We start from the raw sequence: 19,334 nt of genomic DNA, 5'->3' as shown, positions 1-19,334 counted from the left end.
TGTGCGTCGTGTCTCGTGCGTCGTGCAGATGTGAGGTCTCTCTCACTATGAAGTGCGCCCCACTGGCTGCCCGACTTGTCCACAGGGTCTGACCTGATGCGGTGTGCGGCTGTACGGTCGTCGCCAGTTGATGTTGGCGGCGGTGCGTGGAGCGGGGGAGGCGGTCGCGATGACCGAGGTCGGTACGGAGTCGGCGGGGACCACAGGGGCGCGGAGTCGGGCGCGCAAGCTTCCCCGGGTGCCGGGGTTCGCCCAGTGGCAGGCGGAGGGTTCCCCCAAGGAAGAGGGGAAGGCGCTGCGGCGGCAGGTTCCGCGCGGTGCGCACGCCTCCCTCGACACCGGCGCGGACGGCTCCCGGCCGGACGCGGAGACGGCGGTCAGGGAGTCCAACCGCGGGCGCATCCCCGAGCTGACCCCGATAAGGGTGGGCAGGATGGCCGCCACCCCGTTCGCCTTCCTGCGCGGTTCGGCGGGCCTGATGGCGTACGACCTCGCCCGTACCCCGATGACCAGGATCCGCGCCCAGATCTGCGGCGACGCCCACGCGGGCAACTTCGGTCTGTACGGGGACGCGCGCGGCGGCCTGGTGATGGATCTGAACGACTTCGACGAGACGGTCCACGGCCCCTGGGAGTGGGACCTCAAGCGGCTCGCGGCCTCGCTGGTGCTCGCGGGCCGGGAGGTGGGCGGGGACGAGGACATCTGCCGCAAGGCGGCGCACGGCGCGGTCGGCGCGTACCGCCGTACGATGCGGCTGCTCGCGAAGCTCTCGGTGCTGGACGCGTGGAACGCGATCGCGGACGAGGAACTCGTCTCCCACGCGGACGCCCAGGACCTGGCCGGCACGCTGGAGCGGGTCTCCGAGAAGGCGCGGGGCAACACCAGCGGGCGCTTCGCGGCCAGGTCGACGGCGGTCACCGAGGACGGCGGGCGGCGCTTCGTGGACGCCCCGCCGGTGCTGTGGGGGGTGCCGGACGAGGAGGCCGAGGTGGTGGCGGCGTCCCTGGAGGAGTACGTGCACACGCTGCCGGAGGACCGCCTTCCGCTGCTGGCCCGCCACGCCGTGCACGACGTGGCGTTCCGCATCGTCGGCACGGGCAGTGTGGGCGCGCGGTCGTACGTCGTGCTGCTCCTCGACCACAAGGGCGAGTGTCTCGTCCTCCAGGTGAAGGAGGCCCGCCCTTCGGCGCTGGTACCGCATCTGGCCACCGCCGGTTTCGATCCGGTGGAGGCGGCCGGTTCGGTGCACGAGGGGCGCCGGGTGGTGCTCGGGCAGAAGCGCATGCAGGTCGTCAGCGACAGCCTCCTCGGCTGGACCACGGTCGACGGGCTGCCGTTCCAGGTACGGCAGTTCCGCAACCGCAAGGGCAGCGTCGACCCGTCCGCCCTGTCCACCGACCAGATCGACGACTACGGCCGGATGACGGGCGCCCTCCTGGCCCGCGCCCACGCACACAGCGCCGACCCGCGTCTGATCGCCGCCTACTGCGGCAAGAGCGACGAGCTGGACGAGGCGGTGGCGACGTTCGCCATGGCCTACGCCGACCGGACGGAGGCGGACCACGCGGATCTGGTGGCGGCGGTGCGGGCGGGGAGGATCGACGCGGAGACGGGCGTGTGAGGGCTGTGGGGTCGGTTCGGGGGTCACTTCGGGGCTCTCTCCGGTGACCCTCGATGGGCGGACGGGCCGTGGCCTACGCTTGGGCGGGTGACGACCCCGGAAGCTGATCAGTCCTTGTCCGTGCCCGAAGCCGACGGGCCGCGGGAGCGCCCTGACGCGCAGGCGCCGTCCGGCGCGGCCGGCAGTGCCGGGGGCGCGGCGGAGGGGCCTCGGCCCGAGGAGCGGCTGGAGCGGGCCGTGCGGGTCGCCGAGCAGGCGCTCATCGAGTACGAGATCGCGGTCGAGACCTTCCGTATCGAGGTCGAGAACTTCTCCCGGCTGCACCACCAGAAGCTCGGCCCGATGTACGCCCGTCTCGACGAACTGGACGCCGAGATCGCCGAGGCGAAGGCCGCGCGCACCGGCGATCCCGAGGACCTGCGGGCGGCGCGCGAGGCACGGGCGCGGGTCATGCCGATGCCCGGTGTCGAGGAGCTGTTCCACGGCTGGATGGACTCGGAGGGTCTGTTCCCGGAGGCGGCGGCGATGCTCACCGAGCAGCCGGTACGGCCTCCGCAGCGGGTCCGCCCGAGCGACGAGGCCCGCAAGCTCTACCGCGAACTGGTCCGCAAGGCCCACCCGGACCTGGCGCAGGACGAGGAGGAGCGGGCGCGGCGCGACGAGTTCATCTCCCGGGTCAACTCCGCCTACGGGCGGGGCGACGAGCCGCTGCTGCGGGAGCTGGCCGAGGAGTGGGCGGCCGGCCCGGTGCCCGCCGAGTGGCGGCCGAGCCACAGCGAGGAGCTCTACGCCCGCCTCGAATGGCTCTCCCAGCGCAAGGAACTGCTCACGCTGGTCGCCAGTGAGCTGGAGGAGGGCGCGATCGGAGCGATGCTGAAGCTCGCGCCGGACGACCCCGACCGTCTCCTGGAGGAGATCGCCGAACAGCTCCTGGCCCAGGTCGCGCAGCGCGAGGCGGAACTGGCGGAACTGCTCGGGCGGTGACCTGGGTATCGTCGGGGCATGCGTTTTGGATCTGGTGTGCCCACGGTCGAGGTCACGGACCTCAAGGACGGCGACTTCCTGCTGGACGTCCGTGAGGACGAGGAGTGGCGGGCGGGGCACGCCGAGGGGGCGTTGCACATCCCGATGAGCGAATTCGTCTCCCGCTACGGAGAGCTGACCGAGGCGGTACCGCAGGACGGCCGGGTCAATGTGATCTGCCGCTCCGGTGGCCGGTCGGCTCAGGTGACGAACTACCTGGTCCAGCAGGGCATCGACGCCGTGAACGTCGACGGCGGCATGCAGGTGTGGGAGGCGGCGGGCCGCCCGGTCGTCACCGACGAGGGTGCGCCGGGCTTCGTCGCCTGAACGCCGGTCGCGTGCCGGCCCCCCTGCCTGCTTCAGCCCAGTTGGTGTGCCGCGAGCAGGTCGCCCAGGGCCTCCTCGTGGGCCGCCGCGGGGCCGAGCGACAGCTCCAGGTACTTCGCCCAGGCGTGGTACCGGTGCAGCGGGTAGTCGGTGTCGGCGCCGAAACCGCCGTGCAGGTGCTGTGCGGTCTGCACGACCCTGCGTACCCCTTCCGAGGCCCAGATCTTGGCGACGGCGACATCTCCGGAGACGGGCAGCGCACCGCCCGCCCTCGTGCCGATCCGCCATGCCGCCTGCCACAGCGTGGCCTCCATCGCGCGCAGGTCGATGTACCGGTCGGCGGCCTGCACGGCGACGGCCTGGAAGGTGGCCAGCGGGTGCCCGAACTGCTCCCGCTTGCCGGTGTAGTCGCTGGTCATGCTCAGCACCGCCGTACCCAGTCCGAGCGCCAGGGCGCAGGTCCCGACGGTCAGCAGATCGCGCAGCCACGGCCAGGCGCCGTCGGTTTCGAGGACGTAGCGGTCCGGCAGCCGCACGGATTCCAGGCGCAGTTCGCCGAGCCGCTCTCCGGCGGTGGATATCTGCTCGGCGAGGGCGGCGCCGTCGAGCGGGACGCCTTCGTGGACGCGGGGGACGAGGGCGAGGACGGTCCGGTCGGCGTTCGTGCGCGCGGGGACGAGGACGAAGTCGGCGTTGTGCGCCCAGGGGATCGCCGTCTGGACTCCGTCGAGGACCCAGAGGTCGCCGTCCCGGCGCGCGGTCACGGCGAGTTCGGCGGGGTCGTGGCCGGTGCGGCCGTGCGCGGCGACGGTGAGCACGAGTTCGCCCGCCCCGGCCCGGTGCAAGACCTCGCCCCGCAACTCCCCGCCCCCGTACGCCTGTACGGCCGCGGCGGCGGCGCAGCTCTCCAGCAGGGGCACCCTGGCCAGTACCTTCGCGGACTCGCGCAGCACGAGGCACAGGGCGATGGCGTCGAGGCCGGCCCCGCCGTACTCCTCGTCGAGCAGCAGGCTCAGCAGGTCCGCGCCGGCGAGCCTCTCCCACAGGGCCCGGTCGAAGTCGTCCGCGACGGCACCCGGGACGAGCGACGGACTGGGCACTGAGTCCGGTGCGACCCCGCCGAACACCGCCCGGGCCGCCTCGACCGCCGCCTGCTGCTCCTCACTGAACCTGAAGTCCATGGTGCTGTCCTCTCGGCCCGGGGCGGGTGATCTGACGGGGCGTCAAGATAGAACAGGTTCTAGAAGAAGGGAACGGGCAGGGTCGGAGGGTGTGTGATGGCGACCGATCGTTCGGTTTGTCGAGTCGATGGTCCGGCGGTGGGCCATAGGGTGTCAACGGCTGTGGACAACCCCCGGGTCCGGCCTCCCGGTCGCCGCTCAGTGGTCGTGCAGGTGTGCGAAGGGGGGCTGTGCTGTGTGGGTGACCTTGAGTACCGTGCCCGTGCGCGCGCCGCAGGCGCGACGGGAGCGGGTATCGGGAGACGGGGCGGAATGGACGCGTACGAGGCAGGCCCGGACGCCGGGCACGGGCGCGACGAGCCCGGCGAGTCCGCGGGCACTCCCGATCCCGAGGAGGCTCCCCGGTCGGCACTGGCCGCCCTCTCCCTCCCCTACCAGCTGGGCGCCGCCCTCGCTGTCGCGGTCGTCGGCGTCGCCGCGTGCTTCCACCTCGGCATGGTCTTTCTGCACGTCGCGCCCTCGAACACGGCCACCAAGGAGCACACCCGGACGATCGACGACTGGATCTACCCGGAGTTCGAACAGAACTGGAAGCTCTTCGCCCCCAACCCGCTGCAGCAGAACGTCGCCGTCGAGGTCCGCGCCGATGTCCGTACCGCGGACGGCGGCGCCCGGACGACCGGCTGGTACGACCTCTCCGCGCAGGACGGCGAGGCCATCGACGGCAATCCGATGCCCAGCCACACCCAGCAGAACGAGCTGCGCCGGGCCTGGGACTTCCTCCTCGCCTCGCACGACGCCGAGAACCGTCCCTCGGGCCTGCGCGGTGCCCTCGCCGAGCAGTACCTGCGCCGCATCGTCCTCATGCGGCTCGACCGCGAGGGCGCGGCAGGACCCGACGGCACGATCGACCGCGTCCAGGTCCGCTCCCGCAGTACGAACGTCCGGCCGCCCGAGTGGAGCCAGGAGCAGGTGTCCGAGACGCCCACGTACCGCGTACTGTCCTGGTGGCCCGTCCCCGACGACGAGGCGGCCGAGGCGACAGGCGCGGCCGGCGCGACGAAGGGGGAGGGCTCATGACCCGCCTGGTTCCCGCGGCCTCCCGTTCGCTCTCCCGGTCGGTCTCCCGTGGCATCGGCCGCGTCACCGAGACCGCCCTGGGCCCCTACCAGACCGCCGTCGTGCGCATCGGGTTCTCCGCGACCTGGCTGCTGTTCCTGCTGCGCGAGTTCCCGCACCGGCAGGAGCTGTACGGCCCCGACGGCCCCTGGAGCTGGGATCTCGCCCAACAGCTCATCGCGGACAACGGTGCCTTCACGGTCCTGATGTGGTCCGGCAGCCAGCTCTGGTTCGAGCTCGTCTATGTGCTCGCGGTGCTCGCCAGCCTCCTTCTCCTGCTCGGCTGGCGGACCCGCACCCTGTCCGTGCTCTTCATGGTCGGTGTGCTCTCGCTCCAGAACCGCAGCATCTTCATGGGCGACGGCGGCGACAACGTCCTGCACCTGATGTCCCTCTACCTGGTGTTCACGCGCTGCGGCCAGGTGTGGTCCCTGGACGCCCGGCGCGCCCGAAAGGCACGCGCCCGCGTGGACCCCGACGACGACCCCGCCCCCGACCGTGTGGGTCCCGTGCTCTGGGGCGTCCTCGGGGTGCTCCTCCTGGGCGGTATCGCGGCCGGCAAGCTCGACGGCGACCCGCTGGTCCCGGTGATCCTCTGGGGCATGTGGCTGGCACAGGGCGTGGGGTGGGTCGTGGCCCGGCGTGGGCAGGGCGGCGAGGCGCGGACGCTCCTCGACATCGTCGGCAACCTCGTGCACAACGCGGCCCTCTTCGTGATCATGGCCGAGGCCTGTCTGATCTACGCGACGGCCGGCTGGTACAAGATCCAGGGCTCACGCTGGCAGGACGGCACCGCCGTCCACTACCCGCTCCACCTCGACTACTTCTCCCCCTGGCCCGCGCTCTCCGACCTGATGTCGTCGAGCGGCACGATGGTGCTGCTGGTGACGTACGGGACGGTGGCCGTGCAGGTCGCCTTCCCCTTCACGCTCTTCAACCGGCGGGTCAAGAACATCCTGCTGGCCGTGATGATGACCGAGCACGCCGTGATCGCCGTCGTCCTCGGACTGCCCTTCTTCTCCCTCGCGATGATCGCCGCGGACGCCGTGTTCCTGCCGACCTCCTTCCTGCGCCGCCTCGGCGACCGGGCCACGCGCGTGTGTGCGCGCCTTCTCGCCCGCCTGCGGAGAAACGGCGGTACCGGGCCGGACGAGCGCGCCCGCGAGACGGGCGGCGACCCGGCGGACAAGGCGGCGGAATCCCCGCACGTAGGCTTCACGGCATGACGGACGCAGCGACAGGCCCGGCAATCGACGCGGTGAGCGACTGGCAGCGGCTCGCATGCGATTCCGTCCTGCTCGACGGCTTCCACGCCCTCAAGCACGCCGTCCGCTTCGGCGCGCGGATCCCGGTCGCCGTGACGACCGACCGCCGGAAGACCCTGGATCTCGCCGCCGCACTCGCTCCGGACGTACGGGACACCCTGGACGCCCTCCTGACCGAGGTCCCGGCCACGACGTACACGTCCCTCGTGCCGCGCCCGCACCCCACCGCGGTGGCTGCCCTGGCCGTACGGCCCTCCCGCGAGGCCAATCTGGAGGCGCTCGCGCGTACGCCCCGGACCGCGCCCGTCGTCGTCCTCGACAACCCGCGCAACCTCGGCAACGCCGGGGCGGTGATCCGGCTCGCCGCCGGCTTCGGGGTGACCGGGGTCGTCATGACCGGGACCCTGGACCCCTGGCACCCCACCGTCGTACGCGCTGGGGCGGGGCTGCACTTCGCGACCGCCGTGGAGCGCCTCGCGGTGGCCGAGCTGCCGTCCGGGCCGGTGTTCGCGCTCGATCCGGAGGGCGACGACATCCGGGCGCTGAAGATCCCGGACGACGCCGTACTCGCCTTCGGCTCCGAGCGCAGCGGGCTGTCGCCCGACCTACGCGCGCGCGGCGACCACCTGGTGTCCCTCCCGATGCGCCCCCAGGTCTCCAGCTACAACCTCGCGACCAGCGTGGCCATGACGCTGTACCACTGGAGCGTCACCGGCGGGCGGGCCTTCTAGGCCTGAGGTGCCTGGGCCTGGGCCTGGCCGTGCCTAGGCCTGGCGGCGCACCTCCACCACCCGGAAGCGGTTCGCCACGAACGCCCCGTCGCACAGTGCCGCGTTCGCCGCCGGGTTGCCGCCCGAGCCGTGGAAGTCGGAGAAGGCGGCCGTCTGGTTGACGTACACCCCGCCGGTCAGGTTCAGCGACAGCTGGGCGCACTCCTCCAGGCAGGCCTCCTGGACGGCCTGTTCGACCTCCGGGTCGGTCGTGTACGCGCCGACCGTCATCGCGCCCTTGTCCCGGATCGTCCGTCGCAGCAGTTCCACCGCGTCCGCCGCCGAGTCGACCGCGACGGCGAAGGAGACCGGACCGAAGCACTCGCTCATGTAGGCGGCCTCGGAGTCCGCCCCGTCCCAGTATTTCCGCGTGCCGTCGAGCTTCACGATGACGGGCGTACGGACCACCGCGTCCGGGAAGTCGGGGTTCACGACCTCCCGCGAGGCCAGGGCGACCTCGCCGAGCCCGGCCGCCGCCTCCAGCCGTGCCTTCACATCGGGGTTGACGATCGCGCCCAGCAGCCCGTTCGCGCGCGCGTCGTCGCCCAGGAGGCCGCCGACGGCCGCTGCGAGGCCGGTGACGACGTCGTCGTAGGACTTGTGGCCCTCCTCCGTACGGATGCCGTCGCGGGGGATCAGGAGGTTCTGCGGGGTGGTGCACATCTGGCCGCTGTACAGGGAGAGGGCGAAGGCGAGGTTCGACAGCATGCCCTGGTAGTTGTCGGTCGACTCCACGATCACCGTGTTGACGCCGGCCTTCTCCGTGTAGACCTGCGCCTGGCGGGCGTTGGCCTCCAGCCAGTCGCCGAACGACGTCGATCCCGTGTAGTCGATGATCCGGATCTCCGGGCGGGTCGCCAGGGTCTTCGCGATGCCCTCGCCCGGGCGCTCGGCCGCCAGCGCCACCAGGTTCGGGTCGAAACCGGTCTCCGCCAGGACCTCGCGCGCGATACCGACCGTCAGCGCGAGCGGCAGTACCGCGCGCGGGTGGGGCTTCACGACGACCGCGTTGCCCGTGGCGAGGGACGCGAACAGGCCCGGGTAGCCGTTCCACGTCGGGAAGGTGTTGCAGCCGATGAGGAGCGCGATACCGCGCGGGACCGGCGTGAACTCCTTCGTGAGGGCCAGCGGGTCGCGCTTGCCCTGGGGCTTGCTCCACTCCGCGGTGCCGGGGGTGCGCACCTGCTCCGCGTACGCGTACGCCACCGCTTCCAGGCCGCGGTCCTGGGCGTGCGGGCCGCCCGCCTGGAACGCCATCATGAAGGCCTGGCCGCTGGTGTGCATGACCGCGTGCGCGAACTCGTGCGTCCGGCCGCTGATCCGCTTGAGGATCTCCAGGCAGACCATCGCGCGGACCTCCGCGCCCGCGTCGCGCCAGGCGCGCAGGCCGGCCTTCATGGCGGGCAGCAGCACGTCGACGTCCGCGTGCGGGTAGGTGACGCCCAGCTCGACGCCGTACGGGGACACCTCGCCGCCCACCCAGTCGTCGGTGCCGGGCTGGCCGAGGTCGAGGCGGGTGTTCAGGACGGCGTCGAAGGCGGCCCTGCCCGCGGCCAGGTCCAGGCTGCCGTCCTCCCCGTACGCCTTGGGGTGTTCGGGGTGCGGGGACCAGTACGCGCGTGTGCGGATCGCTTCCAGCGCCTGGTCGAGGGTGGGCCGGTGCTGGGCGATCAGCTGGTGCGCGGTGAGTTCGGCGGCCATCAGGGACCAACTCCTCGTCTCAAGAGCACTTCGTTGAGCTCATGACCTGGGGCGTGACCCGGTGCATGAACGGGGACATGACCTGGGCAGAAAAGGCACGACAGAGTTAGAGTAACCGAACGATCGGTCGGGACAAGGGGGTCCGCCGCATCTGTGGACAACGCCGTGCGGGAGGATCGCGCACATGACTGCACTCGACCTCAGCAGCCCCGTGGCCGTCGTCGGCACCGGCACCATGGGACAGGGCATCGCCCAGGTCGCGCTGGTCGCCGGTCATCACGTACGGCTGTTCGATGCCGCGCCAGGGCGGGCCCAGGACGCCGCCGACGCGATCGGCGCGCGGCTCGACCGGCTCGTCGAGAAGGACCGGATGACGCCGGCCGACCGGGACGCCGCCCGGGGCCGGCTGCACGCCGCAGGGAGCCTCGCCGAACTCGCCGACTGCTCCCTCGTCGTCGAGGCCGTCCTCGAACAGCTCGACGTGAAGCAGCAGCTGCTGCGCGACCTGGAGGACGTGGTCGACGAGGACTGTCTGCTCGCCACCAACACCTCCTCCCTGTCCGTCACCGCCATCGGTGGCGTCCTGCGCAACCCGGGGCGCTTCGTGGGGCTGCACTTCTTCAACCCGGCGCCGCTGCTGCCCCTCGTGGAGGTCGTCTCCGGGTTCGCCACCGACGTCACGTCGGCCACGCGCGCGTACGAGATGGCCCGCGCCTGGGGCAAGACCCCGGTCGCCTGCGCCGACACCCCCGGCTTCATCGTCAACCGCCTCGCCCGGCCCTTCTACGCGGAGGCCTTCGCCGCGTACGAGGCCCAGTCCGCCGACCCCGCCACCATCGACGCGGTGCTGCGCGAGTGCGGCGGGTTCCGGATGGGCGCGTTCGAGCTGACCGACCTGATCGGGCAGGACGTCAACGAGGCCGTCACCCACTCCGTGTGGCAGGCCTTCTTCCAGGACGTGCGCTTCACGCCCTCGCTGGCCCAGCGGCGGCTCGTCGAGTCGGGCCGGCTCGGCCGCAAGACCGGGCAGGGCTGGTACGACTACGGGGACGACGCCGAGCGCGCCGAACCGCACACCGCGGAGAAGGCCCAGGCGCCCGCCTACGTCGTCGCCGAGGGTGACCTGGGCCCCGCGTCCGACCTCCTCGCGCTGATCCGCGAGGCGGGCGTTCCCGTCCGTGAGGACGAGGAGGACCACGGCACCCGGCTGGTGCTGCCCAGCGGCGGACAGCTGGTCCTCGCCGACGGACAGACCAGCGTCGAGTTCCGTGACGTCGTCTACTTCGACCTCGCCCTCGACTACCGGCGGGCCACCCGCATCGCCCTGTCCGCCTCCCAGGACACCCAGCCGCAGACCCTCTCCGAGGCCGTCGGCCTCTTCCAGGCGCTCGGCAAGGACGTCAGCGTCCTCGGGGACACCCCCGGCATGATCGTCGCCCGTACGGTGGCCCGGATCGTCGACCTCGCGCACGACGCCGTCGCCAAGGGCGTCGCCACCGAGGAGGACGTCGACACGGCGATGCGCCTCGGCGTCAACTACCCGCTCGGGCCCTTCGAGTGGAGCCGCAGGCTCGGCCGGAGCTGGGCGCACGAGATCCTCGACGAACTCCACCAGCGCGACCCGAGCGGACGGTACGCGCCGTCCCTCGCGCTCTACCGCCACGCGTACGCCACCGACAAGCGGGAGGGCACCCCATGACCACCGCCAAGCGCGACACGTACACCCCGACGACGCTGCTCCAGGTCGCCGTCCAGGTGTTCAACGAGCGCGGCTACGACGGCACCTCCATGGAGCACCTCTCCAGGGCCGCGGGCATCTCCAAGTCGTCGATCTACCACCACGTCACCGGCAAGGAGGAGCTGCTGCGCCTGGCCGTCAGCCGGGCGCTGGACGGCCTCTTCGGGATCCTCGACGAGGAGCACGCGCGCGTGGGGCCCGCCGCCGGGCGCCTGGAGTACGTCGTACGGCGCATGGTCGAGGTGCTCATCGCCGAGCTTCCGTACGTGACGCTGCTGCTGCGGGTGCGCGGCAACACCGACACCGAGCGCCGGGCCCTGGAGCGGCGCCGCGACTTCGACCACCGGGTCGCCGACCTGCTCAAGGCGGCAGCCGCCGAGGGGGACATCCGCGGTGACGTGGAGGTACGGCTCGCGACGCGGCTCGTCTTCGGGATGATCAACTCGGTCGTGGAGTGGTACCGGCCGGACGGACGCGGCATGGGCGAGCGTGAGGTCTCCGACGCGGTGGTGCGGCTGGTCTTCGGAGGGCTGCGCAACCCGGAGTGAGCGCCCCGGCGTGGACGACCCGGGGGTGACTCCGGGGATCGGCAGCCGCTCGACAGCGAGTGCGCACGGGCCGAATCGGCTCGATCGGGTGCTCGTCCGTTTGCGGGCTTGCTGCGTCCCGGCCCGGTCGGGCCGACAGGCCGTGCGACCGGGACGCCGGCCACGCCAGTTCACGCAGGGCTGCTGCGTTCAAGGGCGGCCTCCGGCCCGGACCGTGAACAGGGCGTGTGTCGAGCCGGTCCCCGGATCCGTGCCCGCCGGGGACCGGCTCGCCCAAGACCCTTCGGGGCGCTGGGACTGAGCGCGCGCCCTCCCGCTCAGGCCAAGGAACGGTGGCTCAGGCCTCCGGACCCAGGTCCTCCTCCTCGAACACCAGCAGGGTGCGCGTGCTGAGCACCTCCGGGATCGCCTGGAGACGCATCAGGACCAGCTCCCGCAGCGCCTTGTTGTCGGGGGTGTGGACCAGCAGGAGCACGTCGAAGTCACCTCCCACCAGGGCGATGTGGTCGGCGCCCGGCAGCTGCCTCAACTGCTCGCGGACCGTGCGCCAGGAGTTCTGGACGATCTTCAGGGTGATGTACGCCGAGGTGCCCTGTCCGGCGCGTTCGTGGTCCACGCGGGCGCCGAAGCCGCGGATCACGCCGTCCTCGATGAGTCGGTTGATGCGCGCGTAGGCGTTGGCCCGCGAAACGTGCACACGTTCGGCCACGGAACGGATCGAGGCGCGGCCGTCCGCCTGGAGCATCTGCAGGATGGCCTGATCAATGGCGTCCAGCGGACGAGGGGGCGGCGGGGTGCCGCCTTCCGCCCGTTCGGCCATTTGTTCAGGTGCCATGTCCCCCCGCCTCCCTGCCATGGACGTACTGCGTCCATCTCAGGCTGTGGAGAACCGTTTGTCCACAGCCTGGCGGTGCCTGTAGCCAAAATGCGCCGGCGACCGAACAATCGGTAGGTGAGGCGAGTCACATCCGTGGCGCGCCCGGAGCCGTCTCCCACGAGGAGGTGCCGTCATGACGGTCATGGAGCAGCGGGGCGCATACCGGCCCACGCCGCCGCCCGCCTGGCAACCCCGTACCGACCCCGCGCCGCTGCTGCCCGACGCGGCTCCGTACCGCGTCCTCGGCACCGAGGCGGCGGCGCAGGCGGACCCCGGGCTGCTGCGCCGGCTGTACGCGCAGCTGGTGCGCGGGCGCAGGTACAACGCGCAGGCCACCGCGCTCACCAAGCAGGGCCGGCTCGCCGTGTACCCCTCCAGCGTCGGCCAGGAGGCCTGCGAGGTGGCCGCCGCGCTCGTCCTGGAGGACCGCGACTGGCTCTTCCCCAGCTACCGGGACACGCTCGCCGTGGTCGCCCGCGGCGTGGACCCCGTACAGGCACTGACGCTGCTGCGCGGCGACTGGCACACCGGGTACAACCCGCGTGAGCACCGGGTGGCGCCCCTGTGCACCCCGCTCGCGACGCAGCTGCCGCACGCCGTGGGGCTCGCGCACGCCGCCCGCCTCAAGGGCGACGACGTGGTCGCGCTGGCCATGGTCGGCGACGGCGGCACCAGCGAGGGCGACTTCCACGAGGCGCTGAACTTCGCCGCCGTGTGGCAGGCGCCGGTCGTCTTCCTGGTCCAGAACAACGGCTTCGCGATCTCCGTGCCCCTCGCCAAGCAGACCGCCGCCCCGTCGCTGGCCCACAAGGCCGTCGGCTACGGGATGCCGGGCCGCCTGGTCGACGGCAACGACGCGGTCGCCATGTACGACGTGCTGAGCGAAGCCGTACGCCACGCGCGCGCGGGCGGTGGTCCCACGCTCGTCGAGGCGGTGACCTACCGCGTGGAGGCGCACACCAACGCCGACGACGACAAGCGCTACCGCACCGACGCCGAGGTCACCGCCTGGCGCGAGCACGACCCGATCGACCTCCTGGAGAAGGAGCTCACCGCGCGCGGGCTGCTCGACGAGGACGGCATCAGGGCCGCGCGCGAGGACGCCGAGACGCTCGCCGCCGACCTGCGTGCCCGTATGAACCAGGACCCGGAGCTCGACCCGATGGACCTGTTCGCCCAGGTGTACGCCGAGCCCACCCCCCAACTGCGCGAGCAGCGGGCCCAGTTGCGGGCCGAGCTCGAGGCCGAGGCGGAGGGGACGCACTGATGACCACCGTCGCCCTCAAGCCCGCCACCATGGCGCAGGCCCTCACGCGCGCGATGCGCGACGCCATGGCCGCCGACCCCACCGTGCACGTCATGGGTGAGGACGTCGGCACCCTCGGCGGGGTCTTCCGGGTCACCGACGGGCTCGCCAAGGAGTTCGGCGAGGACCGCTGCACGGACACCCCGCTGGCCGAGGCGGGCATCCTCGGGGCGGCCGTCGGCATGGCCATGTACGGGCTGCGCCCGGTCGTGGAGATGCAGTTCGACGCGTTCGCCTATCCCGCGTTCGAGCAGCTGATCTCGCACGTCTCCCGGATGCGCAACCGCACGCGCGGGGCCATGCCCCTGCCGATCACCGTCCGGGTGCCCTACGGGGGCGGTATCGGCGGCGTCGAACACCACAGCGACTCCTCCGAGGCGTACTACATGGCGACCCCGGGACTCCACGTCGTCACACCCGCCACGGTCGCCGACGCGTACGGCCTGTTGCGGGCCGCCATCGCCTCCGACGACCCGGTGGTCTTCCTGGAGCCCAAGCGCCTGTACTGGTCGAAGGACTCCTGGAACCCGGACGAGCCGTCGGCCGTTGAACCGATCGGACGCGCGGTGGTACGGCGCCCGGGCCGCAGCGCCACGCTCATCACGTACGGGCCGTCGCTGCCCGTCTGCCTGGAGGCGGCGGAGGCGGAGGGCTGGGACCTGGAGGTCGTCGACCTGCGTTCCCTGGTCCCGTTCGACGACGAGACGGTGTGCGCCTCGGTACGGCGGACCGGGCGGGCCCTCGTCGTGCACGAGTCGGGCGGTTTCGGCGGCCCCGGCGGGGAGATCGCGGCCCGTGTCATGGAACGCTGCTTCCACCATCTGGAGGCGCCGGTCCTGCGCGTCGCCGGGTTCGACATCCCGTATCCGCCGCCGATGCTGGAGCGGCACCACCTGCCCGGTGTCGACCGTGTGCTGGACGCCGTGGGACGGCTGCAGTGGGAGGCGGAACGCTGATGGCACAGGTACTGGAGTTCAGGCTCCCCGACCTCGGCGAGGGGCTCACCGAGGCGTTGATCGTGCGCTGGCTGGTCGAGGTCGGCGAGGTCGTCGCCGTCGACCAGCCGGTGGTCGAGGTCGAGACGGCCAAGGCGATGGTCGACGTGCCGTGTCCCTACGGCGGTGTCGTCACCGCCCGCTTCGGCGAGGAGGGCACCGAACTCCCCGTCGGGTCTCCCCTGGTGACGGTGGCCGTCGGGACACCGGCCCACCCCGACCCCGCCGGTGACGCGGCCGAGGGCTCCGGGAACGTGCTCGTGGGATACGGCACGTCGGAGGCGCCCGCCCGGCGACGGAGGGTACGGCGGGAACAGGCGGCTCCCGCCGCTCCGAAAGCTCTCAAGGGCACGGGCGGCGTCCAGGCCCCCGCCCCCACCCCGGCCCGCGTCGACGGCCCCGTACCGGTCATCTCGCCGCTCGTGCGCAGGCTCGCCCGGGAGAACGGCCTGGATCTGCGGGAGTTGGCGGGCTCCGGGCCCGACGGACTGATCCTGCGCGCCGACGTCGAGCTCGCTCTGCGCGCCGGTGCCACGCGACCCGGGCCCCCGGCCCCGACCGCGGCTCCGGAGTCTGCCGCGCCCGCCACCGCCGCCCCGGCCGAGGGCACGCGCGTCCCCCTCAAGGGCATCCGCGGTGCCGTCGCCGACAAGCTCTCCCGCAGCCGACGCGAGATCCCGGACGCGACCTGCTGGGTGGACGCCGACGCGACGGAACTGATGCACACGCGCGTGCTGATGAACGGGGGCGGTGGCCCGAAGATCTCCCTCCTCGCCCTCTTCGCCCGTATCTGCGCCGCCGCTCTCGCCCGGTACCCCGAGCTGAACTCCACGGTCGACCTGGAGGCCAGGGAGATCGTCCGGCTCGACCGCGTCCACCTCGGCTTCGCCGCACAGACCGAACGCGGGCTCGTCGTCCCCGTCGTACGGGACGCGCACACCAGGAACGCCGAGGCGCTGAGCGCGGAGATCGCGCGGCTGACCGAGGCGGCCCGGACCGGCACCCTCACGCCCGCCGAACTCACCGGCGGGACCTTCACGTTGAACAACTACGGCGTGTTCGGCGTCGACGGATCCACACCGATCCTCAACCACCCGGAGGCGGCCATGCTCGGCGTCGGCCGGATCGTCCCCAAGCCGTGGGTGCACGAGGGTGAACTGGCCGTGCGCCAGGTCGTCCAGCTGTCGTTCACCTTCGACCACCGGGTGTGCGACGGCGGTACGGCGGGCGGTTTCCTGCGTTATGTGGCGGACTGCGTCGAACAGCCGGCGGTGCTGCTGCGCACGCTGTGACCAGGGTGGCGCGCGCACGTTCCCTGTGATCGGCGGCGGCCCGCATACTCGGAGGGTGACCGCCTACGAGCCCCAGCCCTCAGGGCCCCCCGGCGCCGACGGCTATGACGCCGTGGTGCTCGCGGGCGGGGCCGCCCGGCGGCTCGGCGGCGCCGACAAACCCGCCGTGCGGGTGGGCGGGCGCGCGCTGCTCGACCGGGTGCTCGCCGCCTGCGCCGACGCCGGCACCACCGTGGCCGTGGCAGGCTCCCGGCCCACCGCACGGCCCGTCACCTGGGCCCACGAGGACCCGCCGGGCGGGGGACCCGTCGCCGCGCTCGACGCGGGCCTGCGGCACACCGGCGCCGAGCACGTCGTCGTACTCTCCGCCGATCTTCCGTTCCTCGGACCGGCGACGGTACGACGGCTCCTCGACACCCTGCGGACGAGCGGCGCCGAGGGCGCGCTCCTCACCGACACCGGTGGCCGGGACCAGCCGCTCGTGGCCGCGTACCGGGCGTCCGCGCTGCGCCGGGAGCTGGACGCCCTCGCTCTCGAACACGGCGGCCTCACCGGCCTGCCGCTGCGCCGGCTGACCGCCGCGCTCGAACTCACCCGTGTGTCCGACCCCGTCGCGTCCTTCGACTGCGACACCTGGGACGACATCGCCGCCGCCAGAGCACGCATCAGGGAGCATGGGCACGTGTTGGACGAATGGATTTCCGCAGCCAAGGACGAACTGGGCATCGACCTGGACGTCGACACCGACCTCCTCCTGGACCTCGCCCGCGACGCCGCGCACTCGGTGGCCAGGCCGGCCGCCCCCCTGACGACGTTCCTCGTCGGGTACGCGGCGGGCCGTGCCGGGGGCGGCCCGGAGGCGGTCGCCGAGGCCACCCGCAAGGCGGTCGCCCTCGCCCTGCGCTGGGCCGACGAGGCGGCGACCGCCGACGGTACGGGCGGCAAGGCCACCGACAGCCGTCCGGACGCCGGATGACCGCCCGCAGCGACCTGGACGACCTCGGCGCCGAGGAGGCGCTCGCCCTCGTGAACGAAGGCAATGGCAACGGCAGCGGCACGGGCCGCGGCGGGCAGGGCCTCGGGCCGACCTCTGCGGGCTCGGCGGTACCGGCCCCCGGCGGGGAGGGCGTCTACGACGTGGACGCCGACAACGACAGCCCCGGCACCCGCCCGGGCCCCACCCCTGCGCCCGCCCCCGAACGCCCCCGTGCCACCCCGTGGCCCCAGGCCCGCGTCATCGCCGAGCGCGCCGCCCGCCGGGTCCCCCGTACTGCCTCGCCCCCCGTGTCCGTCCCTCTGGACGGCGCCCTCGGCCTGGTCCTCGCCGCCCCGCTCACGGCGCTGACCGACCTCCCCTCCTTCGACACGTCCGCGATGGACGGCTGGGCGGTGGCCGGCCCCGGCCCCTGGGACGTGCGCGAGGCCGGTGTCCTCGCCGGGCACGCGCAGCCCGAGCCGCTCACCGACGGCGACGCGGTGCGGATCGCGACGGGCGCCCGCATCCCGTACGACACGACCGCCGTACTGCGCGGCGAGCACGGCCGCACGGACGACAAGGGCCGGCTGCACCCGATCCGGGAGATGAGCCACGGCCAGGACATCCGTCCGCGCGGCCAGGAGTGCCGCTCCGGCGACCAACTGCTGCCGGCCGGCACCTTCGTCACCCCGGCCGTGCTCGGGCTCGCGGCAGCCGCCGGGTACGACACCCTCGCTGCGATCCCCCGGCCCCGGGCCGAAGTCCTTGTCCTGGGCGACGAGCTGCTCACCGAAGGGCTGCCGCACGACGGTCTGATCCGGGATGCGCTCGGCCCGATGCTGCCGCCCTGGCTGCGCTCGCTCGGCGCCGACGTCATCGCTGTACGCAGGCTCGGGGACGACGCCGACGCGCTCTACGAGGCGCTGAAAAACTCCCCCGCCGAGATCGTCGTCACCACCGGAGGCACCGCCGCCGGACCCGTCGACCACGTCCACCCCACGCTGCGCCGCCTCGACGCCGAACTGCTCGTGCACGGCGTCCAGGTGCGCCCCGGCCACCCCATGCTGCTGGCCCGGCTGAAGGAGAACCAGCACCTCGTCGGGCTGCCCGGCAACCCGCTGGCGGCCGTCTCCGGGCTGCTCACCCTTGCCGAGCCCCTGCTGCGGACCCTCGCGGGACGGGCGGCGCCGGAGTCGTACACGCTGCCCCTCAAGGACGAGGTGCACGGGCACCCGCACGACACCCGGCTCGTCCCCGTCGTCGTGCGCGGCGACCGGGCCGTGCCGCTGCACTACAACGGGCCGGCCATGCTGCGCGGCATCGCGGCGGCCGAGGCCCTCGCGGTCGTACCTCCGGGCGGTGCGCGAGCCGGTCAGGAACTGGAGCTGCTCGACCTGCCCTGGGCTGCGGCCACCGAAGCCGGGGAGTGTTTCACGTGAAACATTCGGATCGCAGCGGCGGCCACCCCGGTGACATTGGAGGATGTTTCACGTGAAACTGCCGGGTCATGACGCCATCGCCCGCCAAGCGGACGAACATCTGGTGACCCATCGGGTGAAGCTTCCCCGGACCGTGGTGGAACGGCCGTTCCGTCAGGTCGCCAAGCGCGTCGCCATGGCGCTGCTGGTGCTGGTCGGGACCGCCCTCATCGTCTATGTCGACCACGACGGCTACAACGACAACTCCGACGGTTCCGTCGACCTTCTCGACTCCTTCTACTACGCCACTGTCACCCTCTCCACCACCGGGTACGGCGACATCGCGCCCGTCAGCGACGCCGCCCGGTTCACCAACATCTTCGTCATCACACCGCTGCGCGTGCTCTTCCTGATCATCCTGGTCGGCACGACTCTCGAAGTCCTCACGGAGCGCACCCGTGAGGAGTGGCGGCAGAACCGCTGGAGGGCGGCCTTGCGAGACCACACCGTTGTCATCGGGTTCGGGACCAAGGGGCGGTCGGCCGTGCAGACCGTCTGTGTCACCGGGCTGAAGAAGGAACAGGTCGTGGTCGTCGACCCCAGCGCCAAGGCCGTGGACGCGGCCACCGCAGAGGGGTACGCCGGAGTGGTCGGCGACGCCACGCGCAGCGACGTGCTGCTGCGGGCCGAGCTGCAGAAGGCGCGGCAGATCATCATCGCCACCCAGCGGGACGACACGGCCGTCCTCGTCACCCTGACGGCCCGGCAGCTCAACCGCACCGCCAAGATCGTGGCCGCCGTGCGCGAGGAGGAGAACGCGCCGCTGCTCAAGCAGTCCGGCGCCGATGCCGTCATCACGAGTGCGAGCGCGGCCGGCCGCCTGCTCGGGCTGTCCGTGCTCAGCCCTGCCGCCGGCATGGTCATGGAGGACCTGATCCAGCAGGGCAGTGGGCTCGACATCATCGAACGGCCGGTCATAAAGGCCGAGGTGGGCAAGGGCCCGCGCGAGACGGACGACCTGGTCGTGAGCGTCGTACGAGGGCATCGTGTGCTGGGTTACGACGATCCGTCCATCGGGAACCTTCAGGTGGCCGACCGGCTCATCACCATCGTGCGGGCGACGCCGGGCGCACATGTGGCGCCCGACGCCCGCCCGATCCGCGACAACTGACCCCTG

At 72.5% G+C, this 19,334-nt stretch carries 17 protein-coding genes; 14 read left to right on the top strand and 3 right to left on the bottom strand.

Annotated elements, in window-relative coordinates; translation table 11 throughout:
- Positions 1-169: 169 nt before the first annotated feature.
- From IEY89_RS23600 to IEY89_RS23590, 3 genes are all read left to right on the top strand, one after another.
- Positions 170-1,621, top strand: a complete 1,452-nt coding sequence (locus tag IEY89_RS23600; protein WP_189149462.1) for a DUF2252 domain-containing protein — start codon at positions 170-172, stop codon at positions 1,619-1,621.
- A gap of 87 nt (positions 1,622-1,708) precedes the next feature.
- Entirely contained in the window at positions 1,709-2,605 is an 897-nt protein-coding gene (locus IEY89_RS23595; protein WP_189149461.1) for a J domain-containing protein, read from the top strand.
- Between the two features lie 36 nt (positions 2,606-2,641).
- On the top strand, positions 2,642-2,971 hold the full coding sequence (locus IEY89_RS23590; protein WP_189149522.1) for a rhodanese-like domain-containing protein: 330 nt from the start codon (positions 2,642-2,644) through the stop codon (positions 2,969-2,971).
- 32 nt (positions 2,972-3,003) lie between these two features.
- On the opposite strand, the gene IEY89_RS23585 is transcribed toward IEY89_RS23590, so the two are convergent.
- Positions 3,004-4,152: an acyl-CoA dehydrogenase family protein gene (locus tag IEY89_RS23585; protein ID WP_189149460.1), complete on the bottom strand. Its 1,149-nt coding sequence runs from the start codon at positions 4,150-4,152 to the stop codon at positions 3,004-3,006.
- Between the two features lie 312 nt (positions 4,153-4,464).
- Here IEY89_RS23585 and IEY89_RS23580 point away from each other — a divergent pair, with 312 nt between their 5' ends.
- Genes IEY89_RS23580 through IEY89_RS23570 form a run of 3 tightly spaced genes read left to right on the top strand, consistent with a single transcriptional unit; the run spans position 4,465 to position 7,267 of the window.
- Positions 4,465-5,232, top strand: coding sequence for a DUF5819 family protein (locus IEY89_RS23580; RefSeq protein ID WP_189149459.1), 768 nt, complete (start codon positions 4,465-4,467; stop codon positions 5,230-5,232).
- A complete protein-coding gene (locus IEY89_RS23575; RefSeq protein ID WP_189149458.1) occupies positions 5,229-6,497 on the top strand; it encodes an HTTM domain-containing protein in 1,269 nt (422 codons plus the stop codon). Before IEY89_RS23580 ends, IEY89_RS23575 begins: the two co-directional genes overlap by 4 nt.
- Complete coding sequence (locus tag IEY89_RS23570; RefSeq protein WP_189149457.1) at positions 6,494-7,267, top strand: TrmH family RNA methyltransferase; 774 nt, start codon at positions 6,494-6,496, stop codon at positions 7,265-7,267. Before IEY89_RS23575 ends, IEY89_RS23570 begins: the two co-directional genes overlap by 4 nt.
- A 33-nt stretch (positions 7,268-7,300) precedes the next feature.
- Here the strand turns inward: IEY89_RS23570 and paaN are convergent, their stop codons facing one another.
- On the bottom strand, positions 7,301-9,007 hold the full coding sequence (gene paaN / locus IEY89_RS23565) for a phenylacetic acid degradation protein PaaN (protein ID WP_189149456.1): 1,707 nt from the start codon (positions 9,005-9,007) through the stop codon (positions 7,301-7,303).
- A gap of 184 nt (positions 9,008-9,191) precedes the next feature.
- Here paaN and IEY89_RS23560 point away from each other — a divergent pair, with 184 nt between their 5' ends.
- A complete protein-coding gene (locus IEY89_RS23560; RefSeq protein WP_189149455.1) occupies positions 9,192-10,706 on the top strand; it encodes a 3-hydroxyacyl-CoA dehydrogenase in 1,515 nt (504 codons plus the stop codon).
- Entirely contained in the window at positions 10,703-11,293 is a 591-nt protein-coding gene (locus tag IEY89_RS23555; RefSeq protein ID WP_189149454.1) for a TetR/AcrR family transcriptional regulator, read from the top strand. Before IEY89_RS23560 ends, IEY89_RS23555 begins: the two co-directional genes overlap by 4 nt.
- A 337-nt stretch (positions 11,294-11,630) precedes the next feature.
- Here the strand turns inward: IEY89_RS23555 and IEY89_RS23550 are convergent, their stop codons facing one another.
- Positions 11,631-12,128, bottom strand: a complete 498-nt coding sequence (locus tag IEY89_RS23550; RefSeq protein WP_373287283.1) for an Lrp/AsnC family transcriptional regulator — start codon at positions 12,126-12,128, stop codon at positions 11,631-11,633.
- A 175-nt stretch (positions 12,129-12,303) separates the two neighbouring features.
- Between IEY89_RS23550 and pdhA the strand changes: the two genes are divergently transcribed.
- The 6 genes from pdhA to IEY89_RS23520 are packed head-to-tail and all read left to right on the top strand — an operon-like array spanning position 12,304 to position 19,328.
- Positions 12,304-13,437, top strand: a complete 1,134-nt coding sequence (gene pdhA, locus IEY89_RS23545) for a pyruvate dehydrogenase (acetyl-transferring) E1 component subunit alpha (protein ID WP_189149453.1) — start codon at positions 12,304-12,306, stop codon at positions 13,435-13,437.
- Positions 13,437-14,432, top strand: a complete 996-nt coding sequence (locus IEY89_RS23540; protein ID WP_189149452.1) for an alpha-ketoacid dehydrogenase subunit beta — start codon at positions 13,437-13,439, stop codon at positions 14,430-14,432. Before pdhA ends, IEY89_RS23540 begins: the two co-directional genes overlap by 1 nt.
- Positions 14,432-15,763, top strand: coding sequence for a dihydrolipoamide acetyltransferase family protein (locus tag IEY89_RS23535; protein WP_189149451.1), 1,332 nt, complete (start codon positions 14,432-14,434; stop codon positions 15,761-15,763). The genes IEY89_RS23540 and IEY89_RS23535 overlap by 1 nt, the downstream gene beginning before the upstream one ends.
- 55 nt (positions 15,764-15,818) lie before the next feature.
- A complete protein-coding gene (locus tag IEY89_RS23530; RefSeq protein ID WP_189149450.1) occupies positions 15,819-16,739 on the top strand; it encodes an NTP transferase domain-containing protein in 921 nt (306 codons plus the stop codon).
- Positions 16,736-18,178: a molybdopterin molybdotransferase MoeA gene (locus IEY89_RS23525; RefSeq protein ID WP_189149449.1), complete on the top strand. Its 1,443-nt coding sequence runs from the start codon at positions 16,736-16,738 to the stop codon at positions 18,176-18,178. The genes IEY89_RS23530 and IEY89_RS23525 overlap by 4 nt, the downstream gene beginning before the upstream one ends.
- 43 nt (positions 18,179-18,221) lie before the next feature.
- Positions 18,222-19,328 carry a potassium channel family protein gene (locus tag IEY89_RS23520; RefSeq protein WP_189149448.1) on the top strand — a complete coding sequence of 369 codons (1,107 nt, stop codon included), beginning with the start codon at positions 18,222-18,224 and terminating at the stop codon, positions 19,326-19,328.
- The last annotated feature ends 6 nt before the right edge of the window (positions 19,329-19,334 follow it).

The sequence above is a fragment of the Streptomyces lacrimifluminis genome, from assembly GCF_014646095.1.
GTDB lineage: Bacteria > Actinomycetota > Actinomycetes > Streptomycetales > Streptomycetaceae > Streptomyces > Streptomyces lacrimifluminis.
This window is presented reverse-complemented; position numbering and strand designations above follow the sequence as displayed.